Origin of the sequence: Flagellimonas hymeniacidonis (assembly GCF_008040165.1) — a bacterium.
GTDB classification, from domain to species: Bacteria; Bacteroidota; Bacteroidia; order Flavobacteriales; family Flavobacteriaceae; genus Flagellimonas; species Flagellimonas hymeniacidonis.
Window position 1 is genome coordinate 1,459,888 of the sequence record NZ_VRUR01000001.1, and the last position, 17,273, is coordinate 1,477,160.

At 38.3% G+C, this 17,273-nt stretch carries 16 protein-coding genes; 10 read left to right on the forward strand and 6 right to left on the reverse strand.

Going from position 1 to position 17,273, the window contains the following annotated elements:
- Nucleotides 1–55: 55 nt before the first annotated feature.
- On the forward strand, nucleotides 56–493 hold the full coding sequence (locus tag FVB32_RS06580) for a hypothetical protein (protein WP_147742377.1): 438 nt from the start codon (nucleotides 56–58) through the stop codon (nucleotides 491–493).
- A 12-nt stretch (nucleotides 494–505) separates the two neighbouring features.
- On the opposite strand, the gene FVB32_RS06585 is transcribed toward FVB32_RS06580, so the two are convergent.
- On the reverse strand, nucleotides 506–1,477 hold the full coding sequence (locus tag FVB32_RS06585; protein ID WP_246139837.1) for an endonuclease/exonuclease/phosphatase family protein: 972 nt from the start codon (nucleotides 1,475–1,477) through the stop codon (nucleotides 506–508).
- Nucleotides 1,478–1,641: 164 nt separating this feature from the next.
- On the opposite strand from FVB32_RS06585, the gene FVB32_RS06590 reads away from it, so the two are divergent.
- Both FVB32_RS06590 and FVB32_RS06595 read left to right on the forward strand, forming a co-directional pair.
- Nucleotides 1,642–4,383: a TonB-dependent receptor gene (locus FVB32_RS06590; protein ID WP_246139838.1), complete on the forward strand. Its 2,742-nt coding sequence runs from the start codon at nucleotides 1,642–1,644 to the stop codon at nucleotides 4,381–4,383.
- A 37-nt stretch (nucleotides 4,384–4,420) separates the two neighbouring features.
- Nucleotides 4,421–5,782, forward strand: coding sequence for a DUF5689 domain-containing protein (locus FVB32_RS06595; protein WP_147742381.1), 1,362 nt, complete (start codon nucleotides 4,421–4,423; stop codon nucleotides 5,780–5,782).
- Between the two features lie 28 nt (nucleotides 5,783–5,810).
- On the opposite strand, the gene FVB32_RS06600 is transcribed toward FVB32_RS06595, so the two are convergent.
- The gene (locus tag FVB32_RS06600; RefSeq protein WP_147742383.1) at nucleotides 5,811–6,077 is read right to left on the reverse strand and encodes a hypothetical protein; all 267 of its coding nucleotides are present in this window, start codon (nucleotides 6,075–6,077) and stop codon (nucleotides 5,811–5,813) included.
- Nucleotides 6,078–6,117: 40 nt separating this feature from the next.
- Here FVB32_RS06600 and FVB32_RS06605 point away from each other — a divergent pair, with 40 nt between their 5' ends.
- Nucleotides 6,118–6,585 carry a hypothetical protein gene (locus FVB32_RS06605; protein ID WP_147742385.1) on the forward strand — a complete coding sequence of 156 codons (468 nt, stop codon included), beginning with the start codon at nucleotides 6,118–6,120 and terminating at the stop codon, nucleotides 6,583–6,585.
- A gap of 19 nt (nucleotides 6,586–6,604) precedes the next feature.
- Here the strand turns inward: FVB32_RS06605 and FVB32_RS06610 are convergent, their stop codons facing one another.
- Together FVB32_RS06610 and FVB32_RS06615 are read right to left on the reverse strand one after the other, a co-directional pair.
- Nucleotides 6,605–7,135, reverse strand: a complete 531-nt coding sequence (locus FVB32_RS06610) for a lipid-binding SYLF domain-containing protein (RefSeq protein ID WP_147742387.1) — start codon at nucleotides 7,133–7,135, stop codon at nucleotides 6,605–6,607.
- A 91-nt stretch (nucleotides 7,136–7,226) separates the two neighbouring features.
- Nucleotides 7,227–7,835 carry a DinB family protein gene (locus FVB32_RS06615; protein ID WP_147742389.1) on the reverse strand — a complete coding sequence of 203 codons (609 nt, stop codon included), beginning with the start codon at nucleotides 7,833–7,835 and terminating at the stop codon, nucleotides 7,227–7,229.
- A 328-nt stretch (nucleotides 7,836–8,163) separates the two neighbouring features.
- Here FVB32_RS06615 and katG point away from each other — a divergent pair, with 328 nt between their 5' ends.
- The 4 genes from katG to FVB32_RS06635 all read left to right on the forward strand — a co-directional run bounded on the left by katG (nucleotide 8,164) and on the right by FVB32_RS06635 (nucleotide 12,380).
- Nucleotides 8,164–10,389, forward strand: a complete 2,226-nt coding sequence (katG, locus tag FVB32_RS06620; RefSeq protein WP_147742391.1) for a catalase/peroxidase HPI — start codon at nucleotides 8,164–8,166, stop codon at nucleotides 10,387–10,389.
- Between the two features lie 104 nt (nucleotides 10,390–10,493).
- Nucleotides 10,494–10,973, forward strand: coding sequence for an ankyrin repeat domain-containing protein (locus tag FVB32_RS06625; protein ID WP_147742394.1), 480 nt, complete (start codon nucleotides 10,494–10,496; stop codon nucleotides 10,971–10,973).
- A 5-nt stretch (nucleotides 10,974–10,978) separates the two neighbouring features.
- On the forward strand, nucleotides 10,979–11,602 hold the full coding sequence (locus FVB32_RS06630) for an NUDIX hydrolase (protein ID WP_147742396.1): 624 nt from the start codon (nucleotides 10,979–10,981) through the stop codon (nucleotides 11,600–11,602).
- 4 nt (nucleotides 11,603–11,606) lie between these two features.
- The gene (locus FVB32_RS06635; RefSeq protein ID WP_147742398.1) at nucleotides 11,607–12,380 is read left to right on the forward strand and encodes an amidohydrolase; all 774 of its coding nucleotides are present in this window, start codon (nucleotides 11,607–11,609) and stop codon (nucleotides 12,378–12,380) included.
- On the opposite strand, the gene FVB32_RS06640 is transcribed toward FVB32_RS06635, so the two are convergent.
- Nucleotides 12,367–13,986 (reverse strand): Ig-like domain-containing protein, encoded by a 1,620-nt coding sequence (locus tag FVB32_RS06640; RefSeq protein WP_147742399.1) that lies wholly within the window; start codon nucleotides 13,984–13,986, stop codon nucleotides 12,367–12,369. The genes FVB32_RS06635 and FVB32_RS06640 overlap by 14 nt on opposite strands.
- 66 nt (nucleotides 13,987–14,052) lie before the next feature.
- Entirely contained in the window at nucleotides 14,053–14,763 is a 711-nt protein-coding gene (locus FVB32_RS06645; RefSeq protein WP_147742401.1) for a ComF family protein, read from the reverse strand.
- Between the two features lie 32 nt (nucleotides 14,764–14,795).
- Between FVB32_RS06645 and FVB32_RS06650 the strand changes: the two genes are divergently transcribed.
- Together FVB32_RS06650 and FVB32_RS06655 are read left to right on the forward strand one after the other, a co-directional pair.
- Entirely contained in the window at nucleotides 14,796–15,692 is an 897-nt protein-coding gene (locus FVB32_RS06650) for an AAA family ATPase (RefSeq protein ID WP_147742403.1), read from the forward strand.
- Nucleotides 15,693–15,728: 36 nt separating this feature from the next.
- Nucleotides 15,729–17,270, forward strand: a complete 1,542-nt coding sequence (locus FVB32_RS06655; RefSeq protein WP_147742405.1) for a glycine--tRNA ligase — start codon at nucleotides 15,729–15,731, stop codon at nucleotides 17,268–17,270.
- Nucleotides 17,271–17,273: the final 3 nt, after the last annotated feature.

Genomic DNA, 17,273 nt, shown 5'->3' on the forward strand with positions numbered 1-17,273 from the left:
GTCGGCAGGGTTTTTTATTTGCAAAATCCTTACTTTTAAGCTTCAAACCAATCTTATGGAAATTCTACAAAACGTACACTCCTATCTTGCCTATGTGGTGCTTGCAATTTTAATTCTAGCTGTTTTTAATGCCTTATCAGGATGGTTGGGAAAGAAAGAGTTTAGCATGGAAAAAGATTTACGAGTAAGTCTTTTTGCGTTAATACTGAGCCATATTCAATTGTTACTGGGACTAATTGTCTACTTTGTTTCAGATAATGGTTTAAAAGCGATACAGACTTTGGGTATGGGAGGCTTAAATGCTGCTGCGCGCCTTTTGGCTTTAGAGCATCCGCTTATGAATGTTATAGCTATTATCTTAATCACAATGGGATGGTCTCGCCATAAGAAAAAGGCAGATGACACTGCTAAGTTTAAGAGCATTGCAATTTTCTATGGTTTGGGACTGGTATTTATTTTAAGCCGTATCCCATGGGGACAATGGTTTAACTAAAGGCATAGAGCCTTATTCTTCCTTCAGCAAAAATAAATATACAGGAAAGTGATCACTATATCCACCTGTATAACTTCCACCTGCATACGTTCTAAAGGGATAGCTCGTGAATTTTCCTTTAGCGGTTTTTAAGTAGGGTGGGGCAAAGACGCCTGCCTTCCAATATGAATGCAACTGCTTATTTGGATTGATTAAGTTGCCAGATATAAAAAATTGATCAAACAGATTCCATTTATCCCTATAAGCAAGTGAGCCCACTCCCTTCTTATATAATTTTTCCATCGGATTGAAAAAACTTAAGCTATCTACCTGTTGTATTTTACCCTTTGTTTTTAATACTTTTTTTAAGCTATCATCCCTTGGATCATCATTAAGGTCGCCCATACTTACAATTTTGGCGTTCCAATCTAAGGCTTGAATAGAATCGATAATCCGTTTGTTTAACAGGGCAGCTCTAATTCTATTTGGCTTGCTTTTAGAAGCCCCACCTCTTCTAGAAGGCCAGTGGTTTACTATAAAATAAAACTCTTCTTTGTCTAATACCCCACCTACTACAAGTTGATCTCTAGTATATTTTCTTTCGCTCATATCGTCAAATAGTAGAAGCCGATGACTTTTAAAAGAAGTGGGTAAAAAAGAAGCTTTTTTAAAAAGAAGGGCAACATCTATCCCCCTAGCATCGGGAGAATCAAAATGAATAACACCATAATTTTTATTTTGAAGATTGGGGTGTTGAATTAAATCCTCAAGAACAGCTCTGTTTTCAATTTCGCATAGCCCAATAATATCTGGAGAAGATTTTGATGTCTCTTTCCCTATTTCAGAAAGTACTTTTGAGATATGACTTATTTTCTTGTTGTAACGCTCAAGGGTCCAGTGGTAACTTCCATTGGGAGTCCGTTCGTCATCAAAAGTAAGGGTGTCATTTATAGTATCAAATAAGTTCTCAACATTATAAAAGGCGATGGTTCTTACTTTATACATTTTTTGAGATTGCCCAAATATGGGCATGGATAAGAACACAATTAGGAATCGTAAAAAAGACATTTAATTTGGGATTTTAATCTAAAATACTTAAAATTGTTTGTTTTTCGTACAGTTCCAGAAAGACAATAACCTCAATACCTATTAATTTAACCTACGCAATTATGCATCTAAGGACTATGCTGTTCTTTGCAATGCTTTGCTGTGTAACAGCGCATTACGGACAACAGAGCACTCTTATTTTTGGTAATATAAAAGATGGGGTTTCCAAAAGACCGGTTCGGAATGCTAAACTCACCATTGTTGGAGATGTAACGTCTTTTCTTTCGGATACAAAAGGAGATTTTAAAATGGAATGCTCGCTGTCTGGGGAGCAAATCATAGAAATAAACGCACCTGAATTTATCTCCAAACGCTTTTCAATCTTTTTAAATGAACAGCCCATTGAGTTAGCAGATATCTTTTTGGAAAAGGATATAGCACTGGAAAGGACGGACAATTTGATAGCATTAACAGATAGTGAGATTTCTGAGAATGACGAATCCATTTCTGGTTCTTCGGGCCTTTTACAATCCACGAAGGATATTTTTTTAAATAGGGCAGCATTTGATTTTGGCCAGGCATTTTTTCGTGTAAGAGGGTATGATTCCCAGAATGGGGAGGTGCTTATAAATGGCATCCCAATGAATAAATTTTTTGACGGAAGACCTCAATGGAGCAACTGGGGAGGACTTAATGATGTCATAAGAAATCAGATATTTACAAATGGTCTTACTGCCAATAAAAATACTTTTGGGGGAATACTTGGAACTACAAATATTGATGCCAAACCCTCTGGATTAAGACCAGGAACTCGATTATCCAGTTCAGCATCCAACAGAACATACAGAGGAAGATTGATGGCAACCCATAGCTCAGGACTGAATGAAAAAGGACTTGCATATACGGTTTCCTTATCTAGGAGATGGGCGGGAGAAGGATACATTGAAGGGACATTGTACGATGCTTATTCCGCTTTTGGGGGATTGGAGTATCAATTGAATAATCAGAATAGCGTAGCGCTTACCGCTATTTTGGCAAAAAATAGAAGAGGTCGTTCCGCTGCTTTGACCAAAGAAGTTTTTGATTTGAAAGGGAATCAATATAATCCCTATTGGGGGAGTCAAGATGGGAAGACAAGAAACGCTAGGGAAAGAAAGATTTTTGAGCCTATATTTCTTCTGAATTATTTTCTTCAGTCAGACAAATTGAATTTAACCGCAGGTGTTGCATATCAATTTGGAACCAATGCTAGAAGTAGGTTGGGATATTTTAATGCGCCAAATCCAGACCCTACCTACTATAGATATGTACCAAGCTTCCATATCAACAGCTCTATTGGAGCAGATTTTAGAAATGCAGATTTTGCAAAAAAAGGGTTTCTAGATAATTCTCAATTGAAATGGCAGGAATTATACAATGCCAATTCTAATATGATCAATAATGGAAAAGCGGCTTATATCGTATATGATGATGTGGCAAATGATACACAAATAACCGCTTCAACTATTATAGAAGTCCCAGTAAACGAATACATCAATATTGATGTAGGAGGAAATTTTAAGACCCTGAACTCAGATAATTTTGCTGAGATTAGCGATTTACTGGGAGCTAGTTTTCACGCTGATGTAGATTCTTTTTCGAACACGCGAAACAATCTTAATGGTACCGAAGCAAAGATAGTCGGAGAGAAAATTAACTACCATTACCAATTGGGGGTTGCTGAGTTAAAGGGCTTTGGCCAAGCAAAATGGAATTTTAAACGTTGGAAAGGATTTGTTTCTGGCTCTTTTTCAAGCTTTGGGGTTCAACGCGATGGACTTTTTTTGAACGAACGGTTTTTAGAAAACTCATTGGGGACTAGTGAGAAAATTTCTTTTTCTAGTCTAGGCCTAAAAACTGGTCTTACGCACTTTGTTTCTGGAAGACATTGGCTTACAGCAAATGGGGCCATGATCAATAGACCTCCAACTCTTCAGAACATATTTATCAATCCAAGGGAGAATAACAATAGTGTACCTAACATTTTAAACGAAACCATTACAACTTTAGATTTAAATTATTTTATCCGATTGCCAGATTTAACGGGACGGATAAGCACATTTTACACGCGATTTCAAAATACAACAGATATTAATTTCTTTTTTGTGGATTCTGGTATAGGATCAGACTTTGTACAGGAGGTAATTACTGGCCTGGATAAACTTCATAAAGGAATAGAAATCGGATTGGAATATCAGGTTTCTTCAAATGTAAAGCTATCGGTAGTGGGAAATTTGGGGCATTATGTTTATGCAAGCGACCCCTCAATAAACATAAATTTTGATGCTGCTGATTCAGAAATTAGTAGATCTGAGGGGAACATTGATTTAGGAATTGCAAAACTAAAAGGACTGCGATTGGCCCAAGGGCCACAGACCGCATTTGCTCTTGGCGGGGAATACCGAAGTCCCAAATATTGGTGGATTGGAGCTACAACGAACTATTTAGCAAATAATTATTTAAACATTTCCGCAATTACTCGAACGCAAAGTTTTCTTTTAGATCCAGATACAGGAGAGCGATTTCCAGATGCCACAGATGAAAATATTGCACAAATTTTAAAAGAGCATCCCTTGGATAATTTTTACCTATTGAATCTTGTTGGCGGAAAATCCTGGATAGTCAATAAAAAATATATCAGCGCTTTTGCAAGCGTGAATAATCTTTTTGATCAAGTTTTTAGAACAGGAGGTTATGAACAAAGTAGAAATGGCAATTATGGACAGTTCTATCAAGATAATTTAAGTGGGACCCCTTCATTTGGACCAAAGTATTGGTATGGTTATGGGCGAACATATTTCTTGAATTTGGCGATAAGTTTTTAGGGTGTGCTGGTGCTGTTCAGATGAAAAACTATAAAAAATGATAAAAAGATTTTTAAGCGCAATTGGATTTATTTTTATTGCACTTTCGGCTTGTGTTAAAAGCACAGAATTTGATGCCTTAAAATCAAATTGTGCCTCAAATATAGAAGCAAATAGTAGTTTTTTAGAGATTGAGGCCTTGTTTAATGGTGAAACCATACAAATACACGAAGATTTGGTTCTTGAGGGGTATGTGATTTCCTCAGACAAAAGCGGAAATTTTTTTAACACACTATTTTTACAAGATCACCCGTCATTTCCTACCCAAGCACTACAAATAGAAATTGACTTTAGGAAATCCCACTTGTTTTTTGAAGCGGGAAGCAAAGTGTTGGTAAAATTAAAAGGACTGTATTTGGGAAAAAGTAGTTCTGTAACCAAACTGGGAGGAACATTTTCATCTTTTGGAAATGTCTCAGTGGGTAGATTGCCTACATTAAAAGTACAGGAGCATATTTTTTTAGCATGTGATCAAACGGAAAGTCTAGAACCAATTTTGGTCACCATTTCAGAGCTAGATAGTATAACTACAAATACCTTGGTGAAGTTTGAAGGCCTTGAAATAATTGATGAGGAATTAGGAGTCACCTTTGCTGAAGAAGGAGAAGAAACTGAACGATTCCTTCAGGATTGTGAAGAAAATAGAATTGGCTTGTTGACCAGCGGCTTTTCGGATTTTCAAGCTGAGATTTTACCCGAAGGGAATGGCACAATTTCTGGAATCTTGCAAAAGGATAAAAATGAGTATCAACTGATTGTTCGAGATTTGAATGATATTGAGTTCAAAAATGATCGCTGCCCAGAGGTTATAACCGAATTTACATCAACGGAAGTCTTTATTTCAGAATTGGCCGACCCAAATAATAATTCAGGTGCCCGTTTTGTGGAATTGTACAACGCTTCATCAGAACCGCTGGATTTGAACAAATGGATGTTGCATCGCTATACCAATGACAAAACCGAAATTAGTTCCACCATAGATTTATCCGGGTTTATTATTGATGCCGAAAGTACATTGGTACTATCGCCCAATGCTGCAGAATTTGAAACTGTATACGGTTTTGCACCGGATTTAGGAGTATCTACAAACAGTCCAGCCGATTCCAATGGGGACGATAACTTGGTTCTGGTGGATCCTTTTGGAACAGTAATCGATGTTTTTGGTGTTGTCGGGGAGGATGGGTCTGGAACCAATCATGAATTTGAAGATGGGAGAGCCGTGCGCAACACAAATGTGGCTCAGGGAAATCCTAACTACACCTTTACCGAATGGACAATATGTAACGATTCAGGTGATAGCGGTACCACCAAACAACCCAAAAATGCCCCTGAAGATTTTACTCCTGGAGCTAGGGAATAAGCACTTGTTTTTGATATTAAATAGAGATTTAAGCAAATCGGAAAAAAATAAAATAGAGGGTTACCAAGCTACCAACCTCTATAAAAAACCAAATCAGCTTTGATATTGTTATTTTTCTATTGGCTTTTTTATATTGCTCTGCACCTAATTTATATTGCGTTGAAATGACACTCCCTTTTTTTGCCAGCTCTAGGCATTCTTTTGAAAATGCATTTAATTCTTTTGAATTCTGAATGATTTTTGCCAACTTATAAATCCAAAGACAAACAACAATGCCAATTAAAATTTTAACCATTGTATGAGTTTTAACCATTGGAAAGATAGAAAATGATCCCATGCATACCATAAAAAGCATAAAGATTAAACCCTTATATCATCTCCTTTTTCTTGGAATAGGACAGTTGTACGGTGCTTTTGTGATATTTCGATTGGGAGTACTGATTATAAAAGAAGAATGGATAAATATATTATGCTTTATTTCCGCTTTAGGTTTGGTAGTATGGGCAGGGTATATTTTTTATGCTTTTTCTAGGTATTTTAATCTAAAGGACAACAAGATAATCTTCAAAAAAGGAATGTTTTCTTTCTTGGGAGTTGAACTAAAATATTCTGATATAAATAATTTTGAAATAAAGACATATGACTCCGAGCTAACTTTGGACATTTACCTAAAACAGTTGGAAGAACCAATTTCTTTAACGGCTATATATATGAAGCCAAATGATTTTCATACAATATTCAAAGCCTTGGTCGAAGTTCAATCCCAAAGTAACCCTGAAGAATATCAACCTAGAGTTTTATAAAGTGATGGGGTTTCCTGACTTAAAACGGCTTATAGCTAAACTTTTGTCCCCCAACGGAGGCATCAGCCATTAGCCCCGCTTTGGGCAAAGCAAAAACGGCTACGCCGTCCTTATATTTGGCATTAAAAGCAATTCCAGACTTTAAAACTACAGCAGAAGTTTCTGCAGCAAAGGCAAACTTACCTTCCTTAAAACGTGACAAGTCCACTTGAGTTTCAAAAAAGATAACTTCAATAATGGCCTGTCCACCAGCCTGCAACCCAATATTCAATTTTTTAAGGCCAGCCATTCCTACACGTTCACCACCTTCATATACAACTCCATTGCCAGAGGCTCCACCTATAATAAAACCACCCTTACCCACATTGGGGAAAAGGACATACCCGGCAGAATTATCAAAAAAGCGTTGTAGTCTGGCGTCTGCTTTCAAAAGTGTCTTCTTTGCTTTTTTGGCATCACTCATTATTTTTCTGTCCTTTTTATTTTGGGCAGTTGCGCCAACAGCAATAAAAAATACGACAACTAGGGCAAGTGGTTTCAATAGTTTCATTCTCTTTTATTTCTTAGAATTCATGGCCAAAGGTAAAAAATAACCCCTTCCAAAAAGAAAGAGGTTTGCCAATAAATGTTAATTGGGATTACTATTTTTTAGGAAAAAGCTTGTGGGCCATTACCTCTTCCATTTGTTTTACATGACGTTCTGTATGCCCAGACATAAAGAGGACAATCTGGAACCCGTCTATGGTGCCAAATGGTAAATCATTACTGAAGCGGTTTCTTAAATCATCTTCGGTAGAACCGATGTACGCAATGTGCTCGCTTCTTTTGTCCATAAAAGCTTTGGCGGTAGCTTCATGGGAACCGAACTTGCCGGTAGGCTCAAATGGCTCTCTGGTTTTCACTTTGTGATCCCTATTGGTGATAATGCCCAAGAGTTCTTCATCCTTCATTTTCACAGAATCTTTTAGTGCAGGATTTGGACCGGCTGCAACGGTTTTTTGAATGAGCCCTCCAAAAGCATTTTCAGAAATGGCAAGATGCTCCACACATTCAGCAATGGACCAAGCACCTTCTTCCGATTTAAAGTTAAGCTGTTCCTCATTTAGTCCTTTTAATACTTTAAACATATGTTCGCTGGTTTCTGTCAAGTGTTTAACAGCCATTTTACGCTCGTCATCGGAAAGTTTAAAAGTGTCGGCACTAAAACTAAAAAGTAAAAGCGCAACCATAGGTAGAATTAGTTTTTTCATTTGTGATAGATTTTAAATTAATTATGTGTTTAGTGAGTATTTGTTTATAGACGTTTAAGGATAAATGAATTGGACAATTTTGAAAAAAATCATACAACGAACAAATACCCGTGTAACAACAAATATAAGGCATATTTATGCCAATAAGAGGGGTGTTTGTGCCAAATTGAAGCGTAAATTCGGCTAAAATCGATGAAAAAGTAATTTTTATGTAGATAGATTATACTTATGTTTTAATAGTATTTTAATATGAATTGCTTATACTGTGTGGCAGTGTTTTTTTAACTTTATGAAGGCTTAAAAATCATATTTAAACAACAATACTATCATGAGTAAAAATGAAACAAAATCGTCAAATGGCGCCAACGGATGCCCATTTATGGGTGGAGCTTTAAACCAAAGTGCTGGAGGCGGGACTACGAACCGTGATTGGTGGCCAAACCAATTGAAATTGAACATTCTTCGTCAAAATTCTTCCCTATCCAATCCAATGGATGAAGATTTCAATTATGCTGAGGAGTTTAAGACGCTTGACTTAAAAGCTGTAAAGCAAGATTTATATGATTTAATGACCACATCTCAAGATTGGTGGCCTGCAGATTACGGACATTATGGACCATTCTTCATTCGTATGGCATGGCATAGTGCAGGAACGTACCGTATCCAAGATGGACGTGGAGGTGCAGGTTCAGGTTCGCAACGTTTTGCCCCTTTGAACAGTTGGCCAGATAATGGAAATTTAGACAAGGCACGTTTGCTATTATGGCCCATCAAACAGAAATATGGCAGAAAATTATCATGGGCAGATTTGTTGATTTTAGCAGGGAACTGTGCATTAGAATCCATGGGCTTTGAAACCTTCGGTTTTGGAGGTGGTAGAGAAGACATATGGGAGCCGGAACAAGACATTTATTGGGGTTCTGAAACAGAATGGATGGGAGATGACAAACGTTATTCCGGTTCTGAAGAAAGAGAGCTTGAAAACCCATTGGGAGCTTCACATATGGGATTGATTTATGTAAACCCAGAAGGTCCAGGTGGACAACCTGACCCACTTGGTTCTGCTTATGATATTAGAGAGACTTTTGGACGAATGGCCATGAATGATGAAGAAACAGTTGCATTGACAGCTGGAGGGCATACCTTCGGAAAGGCCCATGGTGCAGCCGATCCAAACAAATATGTTGGAGCTGAACCAGCAGGAGCGCCTATTGAAGAAATGAGTATGGGATGGAAAAATTCATACGGCACGGGTGTTCTGGACGATACCATTACTAGTGGTTTAGAAGGTGCATGGACGCCAAACCCAACCAAGTGGGATCATGACTATTTTGATGTATTGTTGAACTATGATTGGGAATTGACCAAAAGCCCTGCAGGAGCGCATCAATGGACTCCAACGGCGGCATCAAAAGCAAGAATGGCACCAAGAGCAGGTGATGCATCCAAGGAGCAACCGCTTATGATGACCACAGCAGATATGGCAATGAAAATGGACCCAAAGTATCTTGCTATCTCAAAACGGTTTCATGAAAACCCAAAAGAATTTGAAGATGCATTTGCACGTGCTTGGTTTAAACTTACACACCGAGATATGGGCCCTATCGCCCGTTACGTTGGATCAGAAGTGCCTTCGGAAGAGCTAATCTGGCAAGATCCAGTTCCATCGGTTACGTACGAACTGATCAATGAAGCCGATATCGATGCATTAAAGGCAAATATTCTTGCCTCAGGACTTTCTGTTTCAGAATTGGTTTCTACAGCTTGGGCTTCGGCATCTACTTTTCGTGGATCAGATAAAAGAGGTGGAGCTAACGGAGGACGTATTCGTCTTGCACCACAGAAAGATTGGGAAGTAAACAATCCGCAGCAGTTGGCTAAAGTGTTAGATACCTTAGAAAGAATTCAAAAAGAATTTAATAGCACTTCAGGTAAAGAGGTTTCTATTGCTGATTTAATCGTTCTTGGAGGATCTGCGGGTATTGAACAGGCAGCTAAAAATGCTGGGGAGAACATTACAGTGCCATTTACCCCTGGAAGAGGAGATTCTTCTCAAGAACAAACAGATGTAGAATCGTTTGAAGCCCTTAGACCATTGGCAGATGGATTTAGAAATTATAGTACACCGGGCCATAGCACATCTGCAGAGCAATTGTTGGTCGATAGAGCCCAATTGCTTACTCTTACGGTACCAGAAATGACTGTTCTTGTTGGAGGACTTAGGGTATTGGATGTAAACCATGACCAATCGCAACATGGAGTTTTTACCAAACGTGCCGGATTATTGACCAACGACTTTTTTGTTAATGTATTGGATTTAAGTACCAAATGGGAAGCAACTTCCGATGCGGATAATGTGTTTGCAGGACGTGATCGTGCCACTGGTGAAGTAAAATGGGCGGGCACACGTGCCGACCTTATATTTGGATCAAATACTGAATTGCGGGCTTTGGCAGAAGTATATGCATGCAAAGATTCCAAGGAGCGATTCTTAAAAGATTTTGTAGCGGCATGGACCAAAGTGATGAATTTAGATCGTTTTGATTTGGACTAGATTTTGGTCAGTATTGATATTAGATTAGAAAAAGAAAATTAATGAATTAAGACTGCCATAGCCACCAAGGTTGTGGCAGTTTTTTTATACCTTTCCTACAAGATATGAGCAAAAAAGAAGACTTTTTTAGCGAAATACGAAATGGCAATATAGAAGCCGTTGAACAACTGTTGCAAGAAGACGTGGGCTTATTGGAATCTTTGGATGAAAGAGGTTCTACACCTTTAATTTTAGCGACGTATTACAATCACGAAAAAATCGCAGAACTTTTTTTAAAAAAAGGAGCTCAAATTGATGCAAAAGATGGCTCTGGAAATACCGCGTTGATGGGTGTGTGCTTCAAGGGTTATACCAACTTGACGAAGTTATTGATAGAAGCTGGAGCCAATGTAAATCATGTCAATGCTATGGGAGCCACCTGCCTTATTTACGCAGCAACCTTTAACCGTATTGAAATTGCGGAACTATTATTGGTAAATGGAGCGGATACAAAAGCAAAAGATGCCCGTGGAAATACAGCATTGGACCACGCAAAAATGCAGGGGATAAAAGCATTGATAGAATTATTGGAAACTAAGGCCTAAGTATAATGAACCCAAAAGAACAACTTAACCTATTAAAACGTTTAAAGGCCATTTCGGAGGTGGGATTGGTATATGCCAAGGATCCTTATGACCAAGAACGTTACGAAGAACTGAAACAGATAAGCCTAAAGCTTATGGCTTATATGGCTGATGCCCCCATTAAGGTGATACAAGATTTCTTTATGCCCGAACAAGACTACCCTACTCCTAAAGTGGATGTAAGGGGGTTTGTCTTAAATGAAAAAGATGAAATCTTAATGGCCAGGGAAAGCGTTGATGGTAAATGGACCATTCCAGGAGGTTGGGCCGACATTGGAAGCACACCTTCAGAAATTGCTGTAAAAGAAATTGAAGAGGAAACTGGATTACAATCAGAAGTGATACGGTTTTTAGGAGTTTATGATAAACAGGTACACCCACACCCTCCAGAGCCCTATTATATTTATAAACTCATTTTCTTGTGTAAAATAAAGGGAGGAGTGCTTAAAGCAGGATTTGATATGCTTGATGCAGGTTTTTTCCCTTTACATAATCTTCCTGAACTTTCAGAAGAACGAATTTTGGAAAGTCAATTAAAACACTTATTTCAGCTGACCAAGTCTTCGGAATCTGAAGTATATTTTGATTAGAACAATGTCGCAAGAACTTAAAATAGCCCTTATACAATCCCAATTAATTTGGGAGGATCCCCAAGCAAACAGAGCTAATTTTTCAAAAAAAATTGCCTCCATCCCAGAAGATGTGGATTTAATTATCCTTCCGGAAATGTTTACAACAGGCTTTACCATGAGTCCACATACTATTGATGCTTCGGAAGGAAGCAAAACAGTTGAATGGATGCAAAAGGTGGCAAACAAGAAAAATGCCGCACTGTGTGGAAGTATTGTTTATAATGAAAAGGGTAGTTATTTCAATAGGCTTTACTTTGTAAAACCAAACAGAGACATCAGCATTTATGATAAAAAACACACATTTACCCTGGCAGGAGAGCACAAAGTATATCAAGCGGGAGCAGCCAAACTTGTATTAGAGTATAAGGAATTTAAGGTTTGTCCACTGATTTGCTATGACCTTCGTTTTCCAGTTTGGGCTAGAAATGCTGAGAATTATGATGTACTTCTCTATGTTGCCAATTGGCCAAAACCAAGAATTACGGCTTGGGATACTTTGCTTAAAGCACGAGCCATAGAAAATATGGCCTATTGCATTGGAGTAAATAGAATTGGTTTGGATGAGCTGGGGCATGAATATTCTGGCCATTCCGCAGTTTATGACGCTTTGGGAAATCAGATAGCCTATTCAGAAAAAGAAGAAATCGTTTATGCCAGTTTGGAAAAGAAACATATCCAGGGAACCAGGGAGAAGCTAAAGTTTTTAGATGACCGTGACGAATTTAGTTTGATATAACAAAGGTCTGTTTCAATTCCCAGTTGGCCCTCACATCAATTACATCTGGATAATAACTAACCCTTTCAGGTTGTATCTTGTTAAGATAGCTTCCTGTATCCCAAACTTGGTTTCCATTGTCATCAAAAATCACCCTAACCACATATTTGCCAGGCTCAAGGTTATTGAATTCAAAATTTTTAGGCCTGTCCGCAAACAGTTCGCGTTGGGTTTCTCCTCGCTCATTAGTCAACTGTACAATTAAAGGAAAACGGACATCCCCGCTAACATTAAAGCGCAAGTTTCCATAATCAGCATAGCTTCCTGTTGAAAAGCTATAATCCAATGAGTCGTTTTGGATTCCAAAGAAGTCTGTAATGGCACCAGGTAAAAAAGCAAAGCGATATCGCTGATTTGGCGCAACTTCAAAATTAAAATCAATCTTATTCTCTATAGAATCCAATGTATAGGTGTATGGAGCCAATAAAGAATCATTGAGTACTAAGCCCACTTTTGTGGAGTCCATGGTCACAATGGGTGTAGTCCCCATGATGCTAAAAGAGTCCTCAAAATTAAGCTTTCCTCTTACGTTGGAACTCAGTTTCAAAGAATCCAAGGGCAATTTTCTGGTTTTCACCGTAAAAGTGTCAATGGCTTCCAATTTTTCATTACTTACCGTAAAAATGATGGAATCTATGTCGGTAGGAGTCAACCAATAGTCCAAAGTATCTTTTTCTCTATCCTTTAGCAATAGTGTTTTTACAGAATCAGGGAGTTGGGTCAATGGTTCAATTTTAATGTCCCGATAATCCCCTTGAAACCCAAAAATAATATGGTTCTTGGCTACGTAACTGGGAAAGGAAGCACTATAATCAGAACGCTCTTTAAAAAGATTAAGGAGATAAATAGAATCTGTGGGAATGGAAATGGTATCCGTTAAAAAACCTATTTTATCTTGTCTTTGATCAAAGAGATTATTTTTATTAATATCCTTTATAGCAACGATGGCATATTCCCCAGCTTTAAGGTTTTTAAGCTCAAAGAGCGGAAGGCTGTCCGAAGTATTAGTAATATAATTGGGCGGACTTTTATATATGGTAGAATCGGTAAAAGCGGTATCCAACTCGTAGAGCATTACACTTATAAATTCTTCTGCTTTGCGCTCAAAGGCATCTTTTACAGCTCCAGATACGGTCAACGAATCTATATAATCGCCTGTGGAAAAAACATAGCTTAAAAAGCTATTGGGATTTCCTTCATTATTATCCACAATGCTTTGTCCAAAATTAAGCGTGTAGGTAGTGTTTTCCTTTAAGGTATCTTTTATGATAACTTCAATATACTTACTGGCACCACCCAAGGGTCTTACTTCTGGGGCATTTTTTAGTGGTGGGGAGACAATTAACTGGTTTTGTACATCTTGCAATTTGATGAATTCATCAAAGTATAGCCGTATTTTTTCTGCCTTAAAATTGGTGGAGAAATTTTCTGGTTCTGTTTTGGTTAATTGCGGAGGGGTTACATCCTCAGGACCACCAGTAGGTGTTCCACGTTTTGCACATTGCCATAGCGCCAAACCCATTAGGATTATAAAAGAAAAACTCAACAGTTTTTTTAAGTACCGCATTGGAAAAACTAGTGTGGAACAAAGAAACAACTAATTTAAAAATTGAAAAGCAAGGTTTTCTAAAATTTAACCTCCAGGAACTACGGCAATGCTTAGAACTGAAATATCAATACCCTTGACTTGATGGAGCGTTTTTGCACAGGCCTCAATTGTCGCTCCCGTGGTAATAACATCGTCAATCAATAGAAGGTGTTTAAAGTTCTTCTTGACGGTAGGATTTAATTGAAAGACATTTTTCGCATTTTCCCAACGTAACTGTCTATCCTTTTTTGTTTGTGTTTTTGTATTGATGACCTTAAGTAGTATGTCATCCCTGTATTCAGCCCCAATAGAGGTTGCAATTTTTTGAGAAAATAAGGCAACCTGATTATAGCCGCGTTTCTTTTGTTTTTTTGGGTGCAAGGGCACTGGAACAACAACATCAACGGTTTGAAGCAAAGGCTCGTGCCCTAATAAGGCACCCAGCCAATCCCCAAAAAAAGCACCTATATGTTCCTGTTTTTTGTACTTTAATTGATGCAAAAGGTTTTTAACGATTCCATTTTTAGCAAAAAACACGAAAGCCCCTGCCTTTTTTATAGGAATCCTCCCATAAAATATACGGTCAACAGGGTTTTCATCGGCAAAAGTATAATCGGTGAGTGGTAATTCATGTCGACAAACGGCACATAGTACGCTTTCTCCTCTGGATAATTGCGCATTACATCCAAAACAGACTAATGGCAATAGGATGTTGTTAATATCGTTTAGTATCTTAGCCAACCTTTTTATATTCAAATCTTATACGTTTTAGAGTAGCCTATTAACCCATGGATGCCCAGGATAACAATTTTAACTACAAGATTATTTTTGTCGCACTTGTTGCGGTAATAGTGGGTATTCTAATAGCCTTCTATTACAGTTATGCGCAGTCCAAAAATCAAATGTCTTTTTTAGAGCAGGAAAAATCCCTTTTGGTGAAAGATTTAACACTCATGAAGGCAGAGGTAGATCGATTGTCTGGACTTAATGAGGTTAATGATATTGAGTTACAAACATCAAGATTCAAGGTACAACAATTATTGGATTCTGTTGGTCGATTAAATTTCAGTATTGTTAAGCTAAAAGAGACCAGAAAAGAACTTCGCATGTTGGAGGTCAAGTTTGATAGCTTAAAACTCAAAAACAACTTTCTTAGATACAACAATAGCCTTTTGGCCAGTAGGTATGAAGAAACCCGAAAACGACTCGAAGAAGTACGCGGAAGGGCAAGTAATATGGAAAAGGCAGAATCCTTGTTACGGGAAACTAACAAAGAACTTGCAAGAGAGTTAAAAATAAAAAGCTACCTAAAACTGCAAGATGCCGAGGGTAGTGGTTTTAGATTAAGGGCTGGGCGTCCTCTAAAAACGAATAAGGCGTCTACCATAGAAAAATTACGGGGCTGTGTTACCATTCTTAGCGATACCAACGAGGATGGTGATGTAAAAGTCTTATATCTACAGTTTTTAGATTCCAATATGGCTGTTATTGAGGATAATGCAAATACGATTTCCGTAAGCGGGAATACGTACAGCAAAAAAGTAGAAATTGTCTATACAGGGAAAGAAATTAGCGTTTGTGATGCGATTACCGTCCCTGAAGGCTCCTTAGCAGAAGGAATTTATACCCTTAATGTTTTTGAGGACGAAAGACTATTGGCCTCTACCGAATTTCAGTTGAAATAAAGCATTTCTTTTAGGGTAAAATTCTATTTTTGCGCAATGGCAAATCAGGAAGACATTTTTAAGAAGGTTATCTCCCATGCAAAGGAATATGGTTACGTATTCCAATCCAGTGAGATTTATGATGGACTCAGTGCGGTGTATGATTATGCACAGAACGGTGTTGAGTTAAAAAAGAACATTCGTGAATATTGGTGGCAGGCCATGGTGCAGCTTAATGACAACATTGTTGGCATTGACGCGGCCATTTTTATGCACCCGACCACATGGAAAGCATCGGGTCACGTAGATGCCTTTAATGACCCTCTGATAGATAACAAAGATTCCAAAAAAAGATATCGTGCCGATGTTTTGGTTGAGGATTATGTAGCCAAAATTGAAGCCAAAATAGACAAGGAAGTTACCAAAGCGGCCAAGCGTTTTGGAGATAGTTTTGATAAAAAACAGTTTTTAGAGACCAACCAGCGGGTATTGGATTACCAAACCAAGGGGGATGGAATTTTAAAGCGTTTGGGCAAGTCCTTGGAAAATGAAGATTTGGCCGACGTAAAAGCACTGATTGAGGAATTGGAGATTGCTTGCCCACTTTCAGGTTCTAAAAATTGGACAGATGTGAAGCAGTTCAATTTGATGTTTGGCACTAAGTTAGGAGCTTCTGCAGATTCTGCTATGGATTTGTACCTAAGACCCGAAACTGCCCAAGGTATTTTTGTCAACTTCTTGAATGTTCAAAAGACAGGAAGGATGAAAATCCCGTTTGGAATTGCACAAACCGGAAAAGCATTTCGGAATGAGATTGTGGCGCGGCAGTTTATCTTCCGCATGCGGGAATTTGAACAGATGGAAATGCAATACTTCATCAAACCGGGCACACAGCAAGAGTGGTACGAAAAGTGGAAGGAAAAGCGAATGAAGTGGCACCTTTCATTGGGAATGGGAGAAGAAAATTACCGTTTTCATGATCATGAAAAATTAGCACACTATGCTGATGCCGCTGCTGATATTGAATTTAAGTTTCCTTTTGGATTCAAAGAATTGGAAGGAATCCATTCCCGTACCGATTTTGATTTAAGTCAGCATGAGGAATTTTCCGGTAAAAAACTGCAATATTTCGACCCTGAAGAAAATAAGAGCTACGTGCCTTACGTCTTGGAAACTTCTATAGGTCTAGATCGTATGTTTTTGGCGGTGTTTTCGAACTCCTTAAAAGAAGAAGAATTGGAAAATGGAACCACAAGAACGGTTCTTAAGCTTCCGGCTGTATTGGCACCCGCAAAAGCTGCTGTACTTCCTTTGTTAAAAAGAGATGGGCTTCCAGAAGTTGCTCAAAAACTTGTCGATGAGCTAAAATGGGATTTCAATGTAGTTTACGATGAAAAAGATGCGGTCGGGAGACGGTACCGTCGCCAAGATGCTGCAGGTACGCCATTTTGTGTTACCGTGGACCATCAAACATTAGAGGATAATACAGTCACTATTCGTCATAGGGATACCATGGAACAGCAACGTGTAGCACTAGATCAGGTAAAGGCTATTATCTCCAAAGAAGTGGATATGCGGTATTGGTTGCAGCGAATCTAGTAG